Here is a 15,913-nt window from a genome sequence, read left to right as displayed (position 1 = left end):
CGCCGCCGAAGCCGCCGTGGTCGCGGTCGGCCCCGCGGAGCGCGGCCTGCACCGTGGTGTCGAGGACCTCCGAGCCGGGGGCTTCGCCGGACACCTCGGGCGTCTCCTCCAGTCGGTCGGTGATGGCGCTCGTCCACTGGTCGGCGCGGTTTTCTATCTCGTCGCGGTCGGTCCGCCACGACTCGGCGAAGCTCTCGACGAGGTCGCGGAAGCCGGGCGCGCCGCGGCGAGGCTCCGGCGGGAAGTACGTGCCGACGAAGAAGGGCTTGCCCTCGGGAGTGAGCCAGACCGAAAGCGGCCACCCGCCGCCGCCGGTGACGAGCTGGCAGATGGTCTGGTAGATGCGGTCGAGGTCGGGGCGCTCCTCGCGGTCGACCTTCACCGGGACGAAGTGCTCGTTGAGCACCTCGGCGATTTCGGGGTCCGAGAAGCTCTCGTCGGCCATGACGTGACACCAGTGGCACGCCGAGTAGCCGACCGAGAGGAAGATGGGCTTGTCCGCCTCGCGGGCGGCGTCGAGCGCCGTCTCGTCCCACGGCTGCCAGTTGACCGGGTTGTCGGCGTGCTGGCGGAGGTACGGGCTCTGCTCCTCGTCGAGTCGGTTGCGTCCCACCGGGTCGGGCATACGTCGGAGTCGGCGCTCCGGGAACTAAAGCGGCGTGGAGACGGCCGTCGTGGCCGGCGCGGGGCGTGGGCCGGACAGCGAGTCCTCCTCGTTGACGACCGAACATAACCACAATCGTGCCTATTTCTCCGCCGATAAAGAGCAATCTTTACACTCCCGTGCGCAGGGTATGCGACCATGAGCGAGACCGTCCTTCTCGTCGGCGGCGGCGGCCGCGAGCACGCGATTGCCCGCGCGCTGGCCCCCGACTGCGACCTGTACGCCTGCGCCAGCAACCGAAACCCCGGCATCGCCGCCCTCGCCGAGGACTTCGAGACGATATCGGAGACCGCCGCCGAGGACATCGTCGCCTACGCCGAGTCCGTCGGCGCGACGCTCGCAATCGTCGGCCCCGAGTCCGGCCTCGCGGCCGGCGTCTCAGACGCCCTCGACGACGCCGGCGTCTACACGTTCGGCCCGCAGGCGGCCGAGGCGCGCATCGAGACGGACAAGGCGTTCCAGCGGCAGTTCATGCGCGACGAGGCGATTCCGGGCAACCCCGACTTCGCCACCTTCGACGACATGGAGGCCGCCTGCGACTACATCGACGACTACGACGGCGACCTCGCGGTCAAGCCCGCGGGCCTCACCGGCGGCAAGGGCGTGAAGGTCATCGGCGACCAGGTGACGCCCGAGGAGGCGAAGGCGTACCTCCGCGATTCGGACTACGAACGCGTCGTCCTCGAAGAGCGCCTCGTCGGCGAGGAGTTCACGATTCAGGCGTTCGTCGCCAACGGCGAGTTCCGCGTCAGCCCCGCCGTGCAGGACCACAAGCGCGCCTACGAGGGTGACGAGGGGCCGAACACCGGCGGCATGGGGAGCTACACCGACGTGTCGCCCTCCCTGCCGTTCATGGCTGACGGCGACTACGAGGCCGCCGTCGAGGTCATCGAGGCTGTCGTGGAGGCGCTGCCGGACTACAAAGGCATCCTCTACGGTCAGTTCATGCTCACGACCGAGGGGCCGAAGGTCATCGAGTTCAACGCCCGCTTCGGCGACCCCGAGGCGATGAACACGCTGCCGGTCCTCGAAACGCCCTTCATCGACGTGCTCACGGCCGCCCGCGAGGGCGAGTCCCTGCCCGAGCTCGACTTCGCCGAGGCCGCCACGGTCTGTAAGTACGCCGTCCCCGAGGGCTACCCGACGGACCCCGAGGCCGGCGCGGAGATCGCGGTCGAAGTGGACGAGGACGCCGGCGCACTGCTGTTCTACGCGAGCGTCGACGACCGCGAGGACGGCCTGTACACGACGACCTCCCGGTCGTTCGCCGTGGTCGGCGTCGCCGACAGCATCGCCGAGGCGGAGGAACTCGCGGAGGACGCGCTCGCCGACGCCGGCGAGGGCTTCCACATCCGCCACGACATCGGCACGGCGGCGCTCGTCCAGCGCCGTATCGACCACATGGCCGAACTCCGCGGCGAGTAAGCAGTACCTGACCCCGCGGCCCCGCGTTGCTATTTCTCTCGTCGCCCCCGCGCCGAGGGCGCTTTTACCCCCGCGGCCCAATCGACGGGCGTGACCGACGACGCCGCACCGGCGGACGGCGACGCCCGCCGACACGACCGCATCCAGCACCACCCGACGCCCGGCCCGCGGAACTCGCTGCAGTACTGGACCGACGCAAAGCCCGTCTGGCGCGTGATGCTCAACTACGTGTTCGTCCTCGTGGCGCGCATCGCGCCGTCGCTCCGGGTCAGAAACTGGGCGCTCAGACGCATCGGCGTCACCGTCGGGGCGGGCGTCTCGTGGGGACTCGAAGCGACGCCCGACGTGTTCTGGCCGGAACTCATCACCATCGAGGACGACGCCATCATCGGCTACGACTCGGTCATTCTCTGTCACGAGTTCCTGCAAGACGAGTACCGGACCGGTGAGGTCGTCGTCGGCGAGCGCGCCATGATTGGCGCGAAGGCCACCATCCTCCCGGGCGTCCGCATCGGCGAGGGCGCGCAGGTCGCGGCGAACTCGCTCGTCACGCGCGACGTGCCCGCGGGTGAGACGGTCGCCGGGGTTCCCGCGAGACCGATGTCCGACGGAGAGACAGCGGAGCCGGCAGAGGAGTAATCAGTCGTCGACCGTGGACTGTTCCTGCAGCCGGACGCAGAAAACCGCGCCCTCGCCGTCCTCGCGGTCTTCGACCCAGATGGTGCCGTTGTACGACGAGATGACGTTGTCGGCGAAAAAGAGGCTGATACCCGTGCCGTGGTGCAGTTGGTCGTACTCCTCGCGGCCGAAGATGAGGTCGCGGTGCTCCTCGGGGACGCCCGGCCCGTTGTCGGCGACGCGGACGATAACGAAACCGCCGTCGCGGTCGGCCGAGACCTCGACGCGGGGCGCCTCCTTGTCGTTGTGCATGACCGCGTTTTCGAGCAGACACTCGATGGCCTCGCCGAGGAGGTCGTCCCCGATGACCTCGACTTCGGGGAACGACCCGAACTGGAACTCGGCGTCCGGGAACTCTATCATGGCGTCGACGATTTTGTTGTTCAACACCACGTCGAGACGGACCGGGTGGTTCGAGACGTCGTGGGAGCGTTCGAGGTGCTCGCGGAGGTCGCGGGCGCGCTCGGACTTGTGGACGATTTCGAGGACCTTCTCCTGGACGAGGTCGAGTTCCTTCAGCGCCTGCTCGTCGTCGATTCGGCTGGCCACCTGCTGGGTGTAGCCGTAGACGACGTTGAGTTCGTTTCGGAGGTCGTGCCGGAGGAGGCGGTTGAGCACCTCCGAGGCGTTCTCGTAGCGGCGCTGTTTGGTCGTGTCGACGAAGAAGGCGAGAAACCCCTCCACGTCGCCGTCAACGACCATCGGGCTGGCGAACCCCTGCCCGTAGACGACCTGCTGGTCTTTCCGCCGCGCCATGAACTCCCCGGACCACGTCTCGCCGGCAATCATCTGCTCGACGATTTCGTAGTATATCTCCTCGTCGGCGGCGATGAGTCCGACCGACTCGCCGACGATGTCGTCGTAGTCGTAGCCGAGGAACTCCAACCCGGCGTCGTTAATGTCACGAAAAGCGAAATTCGTATCCGCAATCAACATGGGGATATCCGCACTTCGAAAAGCCTCGCGATACAGTTCCGGGTCGGTATCCTCCATGTTCGCTCTGCAGAGATAATTCTACCACCAATACTTATTTTCGGCGGTCGTTTCACCATCGAAAAAGTATCAAAAGGTTTTCACAATCGGGTTTCGTTTATATACGGTTTATGTCCCGTTTATTACTCGTCTCTGAGGTCGAACAGCCGTTGGTAATAGTGTGCGACGAGGTCGATTGCGGAAGAAACATCGCGCTCGGGGCTCTCTCGGGCCCACTCGTCGTGGCGAGTGACGCCGACGACGAAATACCGCGCGAGGTTATCGACGGTTTCGCTGTCAGCCGAGGGGGCCATCCGTGCGACTTTGATGCGGTGGGCCCGCCGAGCGACGGTCTCCCAGCCGTCAACCTCCTGTCCGTGGAGTCGCCAAAAGCGGGTGTGGAGCGTCGCGTATTCCGCATTTATGTCGAGTTCGTCACAGACGGTGCCGAGGAGTTCTCGAACGTCCCGCCACCGCGGGTCGTCGTTTATCGTGTCCGACTCGGAATCATCGGGAGCGGACGAGACGAACGCTCCGGGGGGGACATCGTGTTCGAAGCAGGCGTCGAAGTCGTCTCGGTTTTCGATTTCGTCCTGGAGAAAGAGCGCGCGCATGAACAGTTCGCCGGCGCGTTCAGCGCGTTCGGCGGGGACGTCGGGGAACTCGGCGACGAACGCCTCAGACATATGATGTACCGCGCGTTCCGCGGCGGTCATCGCGGCGTCGAAGTCGCAGTTGAGGAGGTGCGTCTCCCGCATATCCTGAAAGTAAAACCCTCGAAGTAGCGTCTCTGCAACCTCAAACGCTCGGGTGGAGGGGGCAGTAACGTCGAGGGTGGGGAGGTTCTCCGTCATCGTCTTCAGGGGGAGCCGATATGAGACAATCTTCGGACCACTTCTAAACTGTTATGGTAACGGTATGACAAAATTTCCGGAACCATCAGTCGTCGAGATTGTTTATCTACCGGACACGGCCGACGCCCTTGTCGAGGACACGTGCGTTCGGGATGACGAACTCAGTGTCCTCGGATTCGACGTGAGTGACGAACATATCGAGCTCCTGAACGACGCCGCTGACCTCGCCGACGACGATCTCGTCGCCGATACTGTACGGTTGGGTGAAAAGGAGGTACGTTCCCGCCGCACCCGAGCGAAGCAGGTCGCGGAACGCGACAGCGCTGAGGACGATGAGCCCCAGCATGTACGACGCGAGGAGGACGATGAGCGCGAGTGTGGCGACGCCGACCTGCGAGAGCGCGACCAGCGTGGCGAGGAAGAAGACGGTGTATTTGGCGAGCGACGGGAGGACGTTCACCTGCGGGAGTTTAACCGCGCGGAACCGCTCGGCGACGAGGAGTTCGACCTTGTCGCCGACGACGACGCCGATGATGAGGACCAAGATGGCGATGAACAGTTGCGGCAGGATGGCGATAACGAGCCCCCAGAAGCGGTCGGCGTAGTTGACCCCGACGAACGAGAGAGCGGCGAAGACGCTGATGCCGAGGACGAAATACCGCGTCAGCCACGACAGGATTTCGACCGTCGATGTCTCGAAATCGCGGGCGGTCCGCTCGAAGGCGGTTCCCTCGATGGCCTCGGGGACGCCGACACTGACGAGGAGTCGATGGACGAGCGTCCCCGCGACGTACGCGAGCACCAACCCGAGAAGGAGGATGGCGAGCACGCCGAGAAACCGGAGCCCGACTATCCGGACGATGTCGTTGACGGCACCGCCGACTGTCTGGAGCGGGACGGCGGACGCGGATACGGATGCGGACGCGGATGCGGCTGTGGACGCTGACGCGAGACCGACCGACGAGTGGATGAGGGACGCCGAAACGGGCCCCAGCATCTCAGTACGCCTCCGGGTCGATTTCGAGAATCATCTTGCCGCCTTTGAACGCTCGGACGAGTCCGTCGGACTCCGAGAGGACGATGGCGGTGGCGTTGGTGTCGCGGGTGATGGCGCCGCCGGCCATGTGGCGCGCACCCAGCCCCTTCGGGATGTCGACGCCCTCCGCGGAGGGTTCGAGGTACCGGTACGCCGAGACAATTTTCCCCGAATCGGAGATGACGAACGCGCCGTCGAGCCGCGAGAACTCCTTGAGCATCACGTTGACGATGGGGTCGCCGACGTAGACGTGGGACTTCTCGAAGGGGTTGTACGAAAGCGGCCGCGACTTGTTCATCACCTTCCCCGCGTCGCCGACGATGAACAGCGCGCCGACGGGTTCGCCCTTCTGGCCCTTCTTGCCCAGTTCGATGGCCACCTCGAACACGTCGCGGATGACGCCGGGGTCAGCCCGGGAGTTCGCAAAGAGGTCGTAGATGCCCGACCGCATGTTCTCCTCGACGCGGACGCGGACCAGCGAGTCGAGGTCGCCGCCGAAGACCCCGACGTTGCAGGCGATGGTGTCTCCCGCTTCGACGATACTCTGTTCCATCGCGCCCTCGACGCCGAACCGGATGCGGTCCTTGACGTTCTGGAACTGGAGGGGTAGCTCCACAAACGTCTCGGCTTCGACCGTGTTCTCCGGCGCGATGACCACCGTCGGAACGTCCGTCTCGGCGAACTGCTCGTAGTGGGAGTGACTCGGCGTGAACAGAAACAGCCCATCGACGTCCGCCACGAGGTCGCCCAATAATTCGGATAACGCCGCCATTGGTGGAGAGAGACACCGGGTGAGAAAAAGGGTTGTGTCGCGTCTGACGCGTGGCGTGCGCGATTCGGCCGGTCGAAACCGGCGACTGATTCTCCCAGAAGGGGGCCGAACGGAACCTACTGCCCCAGAATCGGGGCTCTGAGCGCGGCGACTTCGTCGAGAATCGCATCGGCGTCTTCCGGGGCGACGCCGTTTTCGTCGAGCGCGGCCGCGAGGTGTTCGGCGATGGCGTCGAAGTCCTCGCCCGAGAGGTCGAGGTGGGCGTGGGCTTCCCGCATGTCGGCCCCGTCGTACTCGACGGGACCGCCCGCGACAGCGCTAATGAACTTGACCTGATGGGCGCGCTGTTCGACCATGTCGATGTCGTCGAAGTAGTGCGCGACCGAGTCGTCGGCGAGGACGCGGTCGTAGAAGTCCGAGACAACTGCTTCGACGGCCTCGCGGCCGCCGATACGAGCGTAGAGTGACTGCGCAGACATCCGTCAGCGAATTAGACACCACGACGGTAAGGTTTCCTCCGAACGTATGCGGGGTGTTTAAACGTGGAGCGAGGGGCCGCGGCGGGGTGAGGGGGCGTCCGTTTGAATCCCCCGCGTCTGGGGCCCCACAAGAGGTTTGGCAGCCTGTTGTGACTCTGCTGGTGGGAAAGATAGAGATGAGGAATTCGGTCGCTGTCGTGCTGACGGCGCTTCTGATTATTCTCGCGGGGTGCTCGGGAATCGGAGCCCGCGACACAACGACAACTGAAACGACGCCTTCGTCCGCGGCGACTACACAGTCTCCGACTGAGTCGACCTCGACACCCGAGCGGGCGGGGGCGCTCACCGACCGAACGCCCGAGACTCGTCTGGCACTGTATCCAGAATCCGGGTTCACAGGGTGCGTTGCTGTCGCAGTCGGCGATGAAGAGGTCTTCAATGAGTCGTTCTCCGATTACGGTGGAGACGGCGGCCTCGACCTGACCGACCGATTCCAGCCGACCCGCCAGACGGTCTCCGTCGCGGTGAACGGAACGGTGCGGTGGGAGCGCCCGGTCGGTTCCACGGAGTCGTTCGAACTCACCGTCCTCGAAAACGGGAGCGTTGAGGTCCGCAAGCACACGATTCGATAACGAACTGCACGCTTCCAGCACGCCCGACGGGTGCCGTGTTCGCGCTCTGCGCTCGGCGTGGAGTCGGAAATACCTGTGGCTACGAATCTCCACAGAAAGCCCGTGGGGACAGGGTTCGAACCGCGGTCGCAACGCTCCGCGTTGCTCCCTGATTCGAACCCTTCTGTGGCGATTTTCGTCCTCGCTGTCGCTCACGGCTTCGCCGTTCGCGTCTGCGTCGGACAGAAAATGCGCGGGACAGGGTTCGAACCTGCGAAGGTCTACACCACAGCGTCCTAAGCGCTGCGCCTTTGGCCACTTGGCTACCCGCGCGCACTCGGGCGACGCTCGCCCTTCGACCGCACATTTCCCGCAGCGACATATAAACGTCACGAGGGCCCGCCGCGGGGATTATGCTCCCGCGGCCGCAACGACGACCATGTACAGCGCCCGAGACCAGCGAGACAATCAGGAGTGGCTGGCCCGCATCGACGCCGCCGCCGACGGCCTCGAACTCGGCAGCGAGGCCCGCTCGTACGCCTCGGACATGTTTCTCACGCAGTTGCCCGACGAGGACCGCTCGAAGCAGGCCGTCGCCGCCGCCAGCCTCTACGCCGGCGCGCTCATCGCCGGCGAGGAGCGCTCGCAGACCGCCGTCGCCGAGTCGATGGACGTGTCACGGCTCAGCATCCAACAGCGCTGGAAGGACCTCCTCCGAGAGGCCGGCTTCCGACCGCCGAGTTGGTAGTTGGGAGGCACTCACTCTGGGGAGTTCGACGGTGCCATCCGGCGAGTCAAGACCGCGTAGGTCACCGCAACGGCGAGGACGCCGGCGACGATACCGGCCGGAATACCGACGAACAGCGAGAAGAAAATCCACCGAGCGGCCAGTTCGGTGACGGCGATGCCGACGAGCACGGCGGCGACGACGCCGACGGCGAAACTGGCGAACAACGGGTGTCGCATGGGCGGCGATACGACCGTGAACGTGAAAACTATTCGTCGCTCGGGGGCGTCCGGCCGCGACCCTCGCGGTCGGGCGTGAGGTTGCCGTGGCGGTCTATCTCTCCGGAGACGATACGGGTCGAGGAGATACGCTCGCCGTCTTCGGCGGGGATGTGCTCGACAACCTCGATACGGAGGGGGTTGAGGCCTTTCTCTTCGCGAATCTCGTTGACGCGCTCGCCGCCGCCCCGCGTCTCGGGTGAGACGATGAGGACATCGAAGCCTTCCTCGGTCGCGATACCGGTCGGTTTGTCGAGTTCGCGGACCTCGAACTCGCGGTCGTACTCCTCGGCGAGTGGTCGGAGTTCGGCTTCGAGGTCGGCCTTGCGGTCGTCGAAGGGCCGGACGTAGCGGTCGACGTGTCGCGTCTTCGGCGCGAGTTCGTCGCTCGTGAGTCCGACCGTGACATCACCCAATTCGAACGCCCGCTCGAACAGCGCGAGGTGTCCATCGTGGACAGGGTCGAACGTCCCGCCCAGCGCGACGTGCATACTCTCGCGGTGGATGCGGCGCGACTTAAGCGGGTCGGGTTAGCCTAACGGACCAGCATCCGCGGCGAGCGAGGGGCTACCGAAACGAGGTGAGTCGCCGCAGAAGCCGGGAGATTGCGGAGCTACTCCTCGCGGACCGTAATCGTGACCGGTTCGGTCTCGTCGGTGCGGTCGGTTCCGAGGTGTCGGTCGAGGTTGAACACGGCGTTCAACTGCTCTTGTACCTGTCCGGAGACGCCCTTCACGAGGTCGCTCGGCGCGATTGCGACGTACTCGTAGGGGTTGTTGCCCGCGCCGGAACTCTTCCGCTTGCGGCGCTCGACCGTCTCGTCGTCGGTGAGTTCGGCCAGCGCCTCCCGAACCGTGCTGGGGTAGAGGCCGGTCCCCTCGGCGACTTCCTCGCTCGTCGAGTGGGGGTGCTGTCGGAGGTAGACGTAGATTCGCGCGCGCGTCTCGGTGTCGAGAATCCACGCGAGCAGGTCCACCAACCCGTCGTCGAACTCGGAGACGGCGCAGTCGGCCGCGCCGCCCGAGTGGTCTTCGTCCGTCGACTCCGCGCTCCCCTCTGTGCTCTGGTCCGCAGACATTTGTGCTACGGCAAAGGTCAAAACAGGGGCGCTAAAAAATGTTTCCTGTCGGTCGTCGGCGTGCGACTCAGTCCAGCGTCAAGTGTTCGCACAGGGCGTCGAGCCCGGATTCCTCGTGAATCCGTCGCTGGATGACGGTGCCGGATTCGGCGTCGAAAAGCGACCGGAGGCCGTCGACGCCGAGGCGGTCGGACTCGCTTTCGACGAACGATTCGAGGGTCACGACGCCCTCGGAGTCGGGGGCGATGAAGTCCGTGTCTCGCCCGTATCGGGTCGCGCGCCACTTGTTCTCGTCGAGGAGTTCCCGCCGGACCGGCGTTCCCGACTCGCCGGACTCGTAGCGGTCGGCGAGGTCCAACACGAGCGCGTGGACGTACTCGACGAAATCGGCGACGCGTTCGGGGTCGGTCTGGGCGTCGGGGGTGCGGATTTCGACCGTCCCGTGGCCCGTGTGGGGGCGCACATCGTACCAGAGTTCGCCCCGGTCGTCTATCGAGCCGTACTCGACCATCCGGCGCTCGAAGCGCTGGAAGTCCTCGAAGTCGTCGAAGGCGGTCGGCATGCCGGTGTTCGGGAGGTTCTCGAACACCTTGGCGCGGGCGGAGGCGAGGCCGGTGTCGAAGCCGTTCCAGAAGGGGGAGTTCGCGGAGAGCGCGAGCAGGGGCGCGAGGTACCAGCGGAGTTCGTTGGCGACCCAGACGGCCTTGTCCGCGTCGTCGACGCCGACGTGGACGTGGAGGCCGGCGGTCGTGTTCCGGTGTTGTGGGTACTGAATCCGGTCGAGCTGCGCCTGATACCGGGGCTTCGTCGCGTGGTCGAGTTCGCGCCACTTGGCGGCGGGGTGGAGCCCGGCCGCGGCGATGCGGTAGCCGTGGTCAGCGGCGTGGTCGACGAGCGCCTCGCGGACCGACTCGACGGCCGCGCCGGCCTCGTCGGGGTCCTCGATGAGCGGCGTCTGCGTCTCGATAGTGAACTTGAACAGCTCGTGGTCGAGCCGTCCGGCGAGCGGTTCCGGAGGCTCCGATCCGTAGACTAAGTCGTCGATACCCGAGGTGGGGCGGCCGTCGGCATCGACGATATAGAATTCCTCTTCGACGCCGAGCGTCCCCATTCGGTCGAAGGCGTCCGCCGACCCTAGTTCCATCGCAACGGCGTAAGTTGCGCCGAATTAAAAACACCGTGGGAGCCGGCGAACGCGTCGCACGACCGCGGGCAAGCGAATCGGGCGATAGTGACGACCGAAAATCAGGTCTCTCGGAGCAGTCGTCAGACGGAGCGATGACGGTGACGCCGCCGCCAACCTACTTCGGGCGGGCGACGATACCGAGGTGATCCGCGTGGAAGCGGTCGAGACGGGCTGTGTCGAGGATTTCGTAGGCCGGTTCGAGTTCGGCGACCACGTCGTCGAACACGTCGTCCGGCTCGGCGGTCACGTCCTCGCTCCGCGCCTTGACGGCCATCAGGAGCCGGCCGTCGTCCGCGAGGAACTGTCGGTTGCGGACGGCGACGGTCGCCTGCCCGCGGGTCGCCACGTCCATGACGAGGCAATCGATGCCGGCTTCGACCACGTGCGCGTAGGATTCCGGGTCGCGCGCGTCCTTCAAGAGCGGAAAGAGATTGTCGCGGTCCTCAGCGACGCCGACGAGGTCGCGGACGGGGCGCGGCGCGAACTCCACGGCGTAGGTCGGCCCGGCGAAGTCGGCGACGTGCGAGACGGTCGTTCCCGAGGCGGCTCCGAGATAGAGGACCGACTCGCCACCGACGAGACCCGTGTCCATGCCGAGTTCGAGCATCGCGCCGAGTTTCGAGCGCCCGGCGTCCCACGCGCGCCAACCGTCGGCGTCGACGGGTTCGCCGTAGACCTGCGCGCCTCGCGTCGAGAGGCGCTGTCGGCCGCCGAACGTCCGGCGCTCGACGCCTTCGGGAAGGTCGACATCGGCGTCGCCCGCGGAGCTATCGTCGCTCATTCGTCGTCCTCCTCGTCGGCGCGGGCGCGAATCGTCGCCATCCGCTCGGCGAGTTCGGCGTGCAGGTCCGGCCGGTAGTCGCCCGAGTAGTGGTCGATGCGCGCGGCGATAGAGAGCTTCCCGGCGAGCGCGCGGGCGGCCGACCCGCGGTCCTGCTGGCGCGTCCCGCGGACGTACTCGTGGGTGAAGATGACGCCGTGTTTGGGCGACGTGGCGCGACCCTTCAGGTGCGCGAACAGGGCGTCTTCGGCCCCGAGCACTTGGACCGTTCCGCTCGGCTTCTTGGCGAGGCTTTCGAGGCCGCCGGCCAGCGCGATGAGTCTCGCCGCGAGGACGGGCCCGGCCATCTCGGCGAGGTTCGGCGCGGTCGTGGGCGCGCGCTCTTCGATGAACGCCTGGAGGTCGTCGCGCTCGTCGAGCAGGTCCACCGCGCGGGTGGCGTAGGAGACGACGCGCTCTTCGGCGGCGGTCTTCGGGTCGCGGGCGGCGATATCGCGGACCCCGTCGAGGCCGCGCGGGACGTCCTCGTAGAGCGTGCCGGCCCACTCGACGACCCGCTCGGCGAGTTCGTTCGCGGTCCGTTCGGCGTCATCCATCGCGCGCACGGCGTGGGCGAGTTGCACGTCGTCGGCGCGCTCGCGCTCCGCGACGGCCTCGCTGGCGGCGGCGAGCGTCGCCGAGCGAAGCTTGGCGTAGTAGTCGGTGTCGTCGGCGGCGAACCCGGTATTGACGGCCTCGGCCGGCCAGTCAGCGGGGGCGGAGGCGCGGCCCGTTCGGACTCGCGTCGCCCCGGATTCGGGGTCGTCGGGGTCCGCGCCGGCGAACCATGCGTCTGTCATACTGGCGGATTGCGCCCCGTTCGGGTAAAAGGACACGGACCCGCGGGCGCGGTTCGGCGCTCCGCGGCATTTTCCGTGGTAAGTTTTAACACACCATGTTCCGTACGAATGTTCGATGGAACGCGCTTCGTACGTCTGTCGTGAGTGTCAAACGACCGTGAGCGCCGCGTCGTACCGTTCGACCTGCCCCGAGTGCAGCGGTGAGCTTCGGCCCACGTCGGTGACGAGTCGCCGGCGCGCCGGAGATTGAACGACGCGCGCGGGTCGTCCGACCCGAGCGCCGTCCGCTCGCTCGCAGTCACGACCGACGACCTCGTGACCGCCCTCGAGGCGAACCGCCGGGGCGACGATCCCGTCGTCCTCCGCGTCACCCCGCCGTTCTACGGGCGGATGCGGGCTCGAATTCACCGCATAGGAGGCGAAGCCTCGGACTACGCCGACCCCGAGCCGATACATCTCGACCCGCGGATCTTCGTCGCCGACGACGCCCCCGCGTATCCCGAACCCGACGAGACTCGACCGGAGCCGTACGAGGTCGAAGCGCACCACGAACGCCACACGGAGGCGGTTCGAGCGTGGCGCTCGGCGGTCCGCGACCACCTCCGCGACGCGGTGGCGCTCCCGACTGACGACGGCCCGCACGAGGTCGACGTCAAGTACCTCGGCTGAGCGAACCACTTTTTCCCCGCGGGGCACACCGTAGCGACATGAGCACCGACGAGTACCGCCGCGGGACGGCGGTCGAGCGCGAGCGGCAGCAGAAACAGCGCCCGGCGCGCGGCCGCTACCGCGGGGTACTTCCAGTCATCTACGCCATCGGATTCGTCATGTTTACCGGGGTCTCGCTGTATATCGGGCCGGAACCGGCGTTCGCGGTGTACCTCGTCACCCACGTCTTCTACGCGGGCCTCATCCGCGCCGACATCAAGTCGCTCCGCGGACAGGGCATCGACTGGGGCGCGTCGCGACACCTCTGGTTCGGCGCGGCGTTCGCGCTCCCGTTCGTCGCGCCCGCCTACTACTTCTACAGCGGCCGCGTGATTCGCCGCGAAAACGAGTCTCGGAACCTCGACGACTGAGGCCAAAAACCCGCGGACTGCTCGGAGAGTCGCGCAAAGTCGGTCGCCGCCGCGGCCACCGAACTTATGCCCGGCGAGGGAAAAAGGCGGGGCAATGACTTCCAGACGCGTAGTCGCGGTGCTCGCGCTCGCCGCGCTCGTACTCACGAGCGGCTGTATTGGCTTTCTGACGGGTGAGGAGACCCTGACGTTCGAGTCGGAACCGGCCGCAGCGGACGCGACCGTCGCCGAGAACGCCGGCTACGAGACGAACGGGACCGAGACGTTCGCGGTGAACCGCACGCTCTCGTTCGGCGGACAGGAGCGTAAAATCGCCGCCAGCAACCATATCACGACGTACGAGAAGACGCTGGACCTCGGCTTCTTCGGCGAGGCCAAGCTCGGCTCGTTCAGCGTCATCTCGACGCCCGCGGTCGAGGTGGCCGGCCAGCCCCGAAACCCCATCGGCGACTACTCGAACGACGACCTCATCCGCCTCGTCGACAACCAGTATCAGGGCCTCAGCGACGTTGACCCCGTCAGCTCTCGCAACGTCCAGATGCTCGGGCAGACCACCAACGTCACGAAGTACAGCGCCACCGCGCGATTCGGCGGCCAAGAAGTCGACGTGTACGTCCACGTGACGAAGGTCCAGCACGGCGAAGACTTCGTCATCGCAATCGGGCTATACCCCCAACAGCTCGACGGTGAAGAGGAGAACGTTCTCGAACTGATTCGCTCGGTCGAACACCCGTCTGAAGCGTAAGCCGCTTCGGGGGAGCCTTTTTCTCGTCGCCGCGGGTCGGTGATTCCATGACTCGTGTGCGGACCGCAGGTATCGCGGTGACGACGCTCGGCGTCGTCGGCTACGGCGTCGGGGTGCTCGTCTCCTATCCGGGGCGGGCGTTCTCGGTGACGGCCGTCATGGTCGGCATCACGCTCTGGGCCATCGGAGGTGACGTGCGGTGATTTCAGCGCTCGTCTACCGCGACGACGGCGCATCGGCCTACGAGGAGACCGCGCTGGACGCGGCGCGCGACGCCGAGGGGACCACGTGGGTTCGCGCGACCGCCGCGGAAGATTTCGAGCGCGTCGCCGAGGCGTTTGGCATCCACCCGCTTTCGGTCGAGGACGTTCGGAACGACGCCCGACCGAAGGTCGAGGAGTACGACGAGTACACGTTCGTCGTCGTCCGAATGGCGACGCTCCGCGCCGGCGAGCAGGTGTTCGAAGAGGAGGTCCAGACCAGACCCGTGGGACTCTGCTTCGGCGACGACTGGCTCGTGACGCTGACGCGCCGGGAGTTAGAGCCGATAAACTACGTGTGGAACGCCATCGTGCGGGAGGAACCGCGGATGCTCCGGTTCGGACCGGACTTCGTGGCCTACCGCGTCATCGACCGCATCGTCGACGAGTACTTCGGGCTGTTGGACGAGGTCGGCGAGGAGATAGAACTCATCGAGGACATCATCCTCGAGGGGCCCGACCCGGAGGTGCTGGAAGGGCTGAACGCGGTCCGGCGCGACCTGCTGTCGTTCCGAAAGACCGTGTGGCCGACGCGGGAGGCGGTCGGCGTGCTCGCCCGCGGCGACCCCGACTACGTCCGCGAGACGACGGAGAAGTACTACCGCGACGTGTACGACCACCTCGTCGAGTTGGTCGACCTCACGGAGACGTACCGCGACCTCGCGCGCGGCGCGCGGGATATCTACCTCAACACCCTCTCGCAGTCGACGAACGAGGTGATGAAGACGCTCACGGTCGTGGCGACCATCATCCTCCCGCTCACGCTCGTCGTCGGCATCTACGGCATGAACTTCGACCCCGGCGCGTCGGCGTTCAACATGCCCGAACTCGGGTGGGCCTACGGCTACCCGGCGACGATGCTCGGGATGGCGCTCGTCTCCGTGGTCCTCCTCGTCTACTTCCGCCGGGAGAACTGGCTCTGAGCGACGAAAGAGATATACTACCCGATTAATCACGTCTGACGCTCGGTTCGCGTCGGTTCGATGACGACAAATCGCCCACATCGTGCGATTGACCCACACGACCTCGGCGAAAAGTTTATATGCTTTTCGGACTTACTGATGGTAAGGCCAGTCCAAGCCGGATTATTCTTTCGTCTTCTGTGGTCTTCCCGGCCGAGACGTATCCGCGCCTTCCACCACCCCATGAGCGACACAATAACCACCCGAACCTACAGTACCGACGCAAAGGCCAGGGACGTCCGTCCCCGCGAGTCCGAGCGAGACGAAAAACAGCAGGACGAAGCGCAGGTGTGCCCCGAGTGTAGCGGCAACCTCGTCACCGACGAGGAGCACGGCGAGACGATTTGCGAGGAATGCGGCCTCGTGGTCGAGGACACCGTGGTCGACCGCGGCCCCGAGTGGCGCGCGTTCGACTCCGCCGAACGCGACAGCAAGTCCCGCGTCGGCGCGCCCACGACGAACATGATGCACGACAAGGGGCTGTCGA

Annotated in this window: 22 protein-coding genes and 1 tRNA gene; 10 read left to right on the top strand and 13 right to left on the bottom strand. The window is 66.1% G+C overall.

Annotation, left to right across the window (positions count from 1 at the left end; translation table 11 throughout):
• Window positions 1-625 (bottom strand): thioredoxin domain-containing protein (locus NKF06_RS15335; RefSeq protein ID WP_253245889.1); only part of this gene is annotated, 625 nt, incomplete at its 3' end.
• Between the two features lie 177 nt (window positions 626-802).
• On the opposite strand from NKF06_RS15335, the gene purD reads away from it, so the two are divergent.
• Window positions 803-2,089, top strand: coding sequence for a phosphoribosylamine--glycine ligase (gene purD, locus NKF06_RS15330; RefSeq protein WP_253245888.1), 1,287 nt, complete (start codon window positions 803-805; stop codon window positions 2,087-2,089).
• Between the two features lie 90 nt (window positions 2,090-2,179).
• Complete coding sequence (locus NKF06_RS15325) at window positions 2,180-2,728, top strand: acyltransferase (RefSeq protein ID WP_253245887.1); 549 nt, start codon at window positions 2,180-2,182, stop codon at window positions 2,726-2,728.
• Here NKF06_RS15325 and NKF06_RS15320 read toward each other — a convergent pair whose 3' ends face one another.
• The 5 genes from NKF06_RS15320 to NKF06_RS15300 all read right to left on the bottom strand — a co-directional run bounded on the left by NKF06_RS15320 (window position 2,729) and on the right by NKF06_RS15300 (window position 6,880).
• Window positions 2,729-3,760 carry a PAS domain-containing sensor histidine kinase gene (locus NKF06_RS15320; RefSeq protein WP_058827800.1) on the bottom strand — a complete coding sequence of 344 codons (1,032 nt, stop codon included), beginning with the start codon at window positions 3,758-3,760 and terminating at the stop codon, window positions 2,729-2,731. It abuts the gene before it with no gap.
• A 122-nt stretch (window positions 3,761-3,882) separates the two neighbouring features.
• On the bottom strand, window positions 3,883-4,593 hold the full coding sequence (locus tag NKF06_RS15315) for a hypothetical protein (protein WP_253245885.1): 711 nt from the start codon (window positions 4,591-4,593) through the stop codon (window positions 3,883-3,885).
• A gap of 106 nt (window positions 4,594-4,699) precedes the next feature.
• Window positions 4,700-5,590 carry a mechanosensitive ion channel domain-containing protein gene (locus NKF06_RS15310; RefSeq protein WP_058827798.1) on the bottom strand — a complete coding sequence of 297 codons (891 nt, stop codon included), beginning with the start codon at window positions 5,588-5,590 and terminating at the stop codon, window positions 4,700-4,702.
• Between the two features lies 1 nt (window position 5,591).
• Window positions 5,592-6,401, bottom strand: a complete 810-nt coding sequence (gene dacZ, locus NKF06_RS15305) for a diadenylate cyclase (protein WP_008093643.1) — start codon at window positions 6,399-6,401, stop codon at window positions 5,592-5,594.
• Window positions 6,402-6,517: 116 nt separating this feature from the next.
• Window positions 6,518-6,880 carry a group 1 truncated hemoglobin gene (locus tag NKF06_RS15300; protein WP_058827797.1) on the bottom strand — a complete coding sequence of 121 codons (363 nt, stop codon included), beginning with the start codon at window positions 6,878-6,880 and terminating at the stop codon, window positions 6,518-6,520.
• 86 nt (window positions 6,881-6,966) lie between these two features.
• Here NKF06_RS15300 and NKF06_RS15295 point away from each other — a divergent pair, with 86 nt between their 5' ends.
• Window positions 6,967-7,512, top strand: coding sequence for a hypothetical protein (locus NKF06_RS15295; RefSeq protein WP_253245884.1), 546 nt, complete (start codon window positions 6,967-6,969; stop codon window positions 7,510-7,512).
• A gap of 229 nt (window positions 7,513-7,741) precedes the next feature.
• On the opposite strand, the gene NKF06_RS15290 is transcribed toward NKF06_RS15295, so the two are convergent.
• Window positions 7,742-7,824, bottom strand: a tRNA-Leu gene (locus tag NKF06_RS15290).
• A 106-nt stretch (window positions 7,825-7,930) separates the two neighbouring features.
• Here NKF06_RS15290 and NKF06_RS15285 point away from each other — a divergent pair.
• Window positions 7,931-8,239 (top strand): transcription initiation factor IIB family protein, encoded by a 309-nt coding sequence (locus tag NKF06_RS15285; RefSeq protein WP_253245883.1) that lies wholly within the window; start codon window positions 7,931-7,933, stop codon window positions 8,237-8,239.
• Between the two features lie 11 nt (window positions 8,240-8,250).
• Here NKF06_RS15285 and NKF06_RS15280 read toward each other — a convergent pair whose 3' ends face one another.
• From NKF06_RS15280 to NKF06_RS15255, 6 genes are all read right to left on the bottom strand, one after another.
• Window positions 8,251-8,457 carry a hypothetical protein gene (locus NKF06_RS15280; protein ID WP_058827794.1) on the bottom strand — a complete coding sequence of 69 codons (207 nt, stop codon included), beginning with the start codon at window positions 8,455-8,457 and terminating at the stop codon, window positions 8,251-8,253.
• A 29-nt stretch (window positions 8,458-8,486) separates the two neighbouring features.
• The gene (locus NKF06_RS15275) at window positions 8,487-8,987 is read right to left on the bottom strand and encodes a phosphopantetheine adenylyltransferase (RefSeq protein WP_058827793.1); all 501 of its coding nucleotides are present in this window, start codon (window positions 8,985-8,987) and stop codon (window positions 8,487-8,489) included.
• Between the two features lie 122 nt (window positions 8,988-9,109).
• Window positions 9,110-9,574: a winged helix-turn-helix domain-containing protein gene (locus tag NKF06_RS15270; RefSeq protein WP_058827792.1), complete on the bottom strand. Its 465-nt coding sequence runs from the start codon at window positions 9,572-9,574 to the stop codon at window positions 9,110-9,112.
• Window positions 9,575-9,641: 67 nt separating this feature from the next.
• On the bottom strand, window positions 9,642-10,718 hold the full coding sequence (locus NKF06_RS15265; RefSeq protein WP_253245882.1) for a glutamate--cysteine ligase: 1,077 nt from the start codon (window positions 10,716-10,718) through the stop codon (window positions 9,642-9,644).
• Between the two features lie 157 nt (window positions 10,719-10,875).
• On the bottom strand, window positions 10,876-11,541 hold the full coding sequence (locus tag NKF06_RS15260) for a fibrillarin-like rRNA/tRNA 2'-O-methyltransferase (protein ID WP_058827790.1): 666 nt from the start codon (window positions 11,539-11,541) through the stop codon (window positions 10,876-10,878).
• Window positions 11,538-12,380: an NOP5/NOP56 family protein gene (locus tag NKF06_RS15255; RefSeq protein WP_253245881.1), complete on the bottom strand. Its 843-nt coding sequence runs from the start codon at window positions 12,378-12,380 to the stop codon at window positions 11,538-11,540. The genes NKF06_RS15260 and NKF06_RS15255 overlap by 4 nt, the downstream gene beginning before the upstream one ends.
• A gap of 246 nt (window positions 12,381-12,626) precedes the next feature.
• Between NKF06_RS15255 and NKF06_RS15250 the strand changes: the two genes are divergently transcribed.
• The 6 genes from NKF06_RS15250 to NKF06_RS15225 all read left to right on the top strand — a co-directional run.
• On the top strand, window positions 12,627-13,049 hold the full coding sequence (locus NKF06_RS15250; protein WP_253245880.1) for a hypothetical protein: 423 nt from the start codon (window positions 12,627-12,629) through the stop codon (window positions 13,047-13,049).
• A 38-nt stretch (window positions 13,050-13,087) separates the two neighbouring features.
• Entirely contained in the window at window positions 13,088-13,459 is a 372-nt protein-coding gene (locus tag NKF06_RS15245) for a hypothetical protein (protein WP_253245879.1), read from the top strand.
• 118 nt (window positions 13,460-13,577) lie between these two features.
• The gene (locus NKF06_RS15240; protein ID WP_253245890.1) at window positions 13,578-14,204 is read left to right on the top strand and encodes a DUF6517 family protein; all 627 of its coding nucleotides are present in this window, start codon (window positions 13,578-13,580) and stop codon (window positions 14,202-14,204) included.
• Window positions 14,205-14,251: 47 nt separating this feature from the next.
• The gene (locus NKF06_RS15235; RefSeq protein WP_172795802.1) at window positions 14,252-14,407 is read left to right on the top strand and encodes a hypothetical protein; all 156 of its coding nucleotides are present in this window, start codon (window positions 14,252-14,254) and stop codon (window positions 14,405-14,407) included.
• Window positions 14,404-15,387 (top strand): magnesium/cobalt transporter CorA, encoded by a 984-nt coding sequence (gene corA, locus NKF06_RS15230; RefSeq protein ID WP_253245878.1) that lies wholly within the window; start codon window positions 14,404-14,406, stop codon window positions 15,385-15,387. Before NKF06_RS15235 ends, corA begins: the two co-directional genes overlap by 4 nt.
• Window positions 15,388-15,609: 222 nt before the next feature.
• On the top strand, window positions 15,610-15,913 hold a 304-nt coding region (locus NKF06_RS15225; RefSeq protein ID WP_305882047.1), incomplete at its 3' end, for a TFIIB-type zinc ribbon-containing protein.

It is taken from the genome of Haloferax sp. AB510, from assembly GCF_024136985.1.
Classification (GTDB): domain Archaea; phylum Halobacteriota; class Halobacteria; order Halobacteriales; family Haloferacaceae; genus Haloferax.
The sequence above is the reverse complement of the archived record's forward strand: the minus strand, read 5'-3'. Positions and strand labels throughout refer to the sequence as shown.

Bases quoted from the DNA above. Each gene is read 5' to 3' on its own strand.
- NKF06_RS15245 (WP_253245879.1), top strand. From the start codon at position 13,088: ATGAGCACCGACGAGTACCGCCGCGGGACGGCGGTCGAGCGCGAGCGG.
- NKF06_RS15260 (WP_058827790.1), bottom strand. From the start codon at position 11,541: ATGAGCGACGATAGCTCCGCGGGCGACGCCGATGTCGACCTTCCCGAA.
- NKF06_RS15300 (WP_058827797.1), bottom strand. From the start codon at position 6,880: ATGTCTGCGCAGTCACTCTACGCTCGTATCGGCGGCCGCGAGGCCGTC.
- NKF06_RS15270 (WP_058827792.1), bottom strand. From the start codon at position 9,574: ATGTCTGCGGACCAGAGCACAGAGGGGAGCGCGGAGTCGACGGACGAA.
- NKF06_RS15315 (WP_253245885.1), bottom strand. From the start codon at position 4,593: ATGACGGAGAACCTCCCCACCCTCGACGTTACTGCCCCCTCCACCCGA.
- NKF06_RS15265 (WP_253245882.1), bottom strand. From the start codon at position 10,718: ATGGAACTAGGGTCGGCGGACGCCTTCGACCGAATGGGGACGCTCGGC.
- NKF06_RS15285 (WP_253245883.1), top strand. From the start codon at position 7,931: ATGTACAGCGCCCGAGACCAGCGAGACAATCAGGAGTGGCTGGCCCGC.
- NKF06_RS15310 (WP_058827798.1), bottom strand. From the start codon at position 5,590: ATGCTGGGGCCCGTTTCGGCGTCCCTCATCCACTCGTCGGTCGGTCTC.
- NKF06_RS15320 (WP_058827800.1), bottom strand. From the start codon at position 3,760: ATGGAGGATACCGACCCGGAACTGTATCGCGAGGCTTTTCGAAGTGCG.
- NKF06_RS15275 (WP_058827793.1), bottom strand. From the start codon at position 8,987: ATGCACGTCGCGCTGGGCGGGACGTTCGACCCTGTCCACGATGGACAC.
- dacZ (WP_008093643.1), bottom strand. From the start codon at position 6,401: ATGGCGGCGTTATCCGAATTATTGGGCGACCTCGTGGCGGACGTCGAT.
- NKF06_RS15255 (WP_253245881.1), bottom strand. From the start codon at position 12,380: ATGACAGACGCATGGTTCGCCGGCGCGGACCCCGACGACCCCGAATCC.
- NKF06_RS15280 (WP_058827794.1), bottom strand. From the start codon at position 8,457: ATGCGACACCCGTTGTTCGCCAGTTTCGCCGTCGGCGTCGTCGCCGCC.
- NKF06_RS15235 (WP_172795802.1), top strand. From the start codon at position 14,252: ATGACTCGTGTGCGGACCGCAGGTATCGCGGTGACGACGCTCGGCGTC.
- purD (WP_253245888.1), top strand. From the start codon at position 803: ATGAGCGAGACCGTCCTTCTCGTCGGCGGCGGCGGCCGCGAGCACGCG.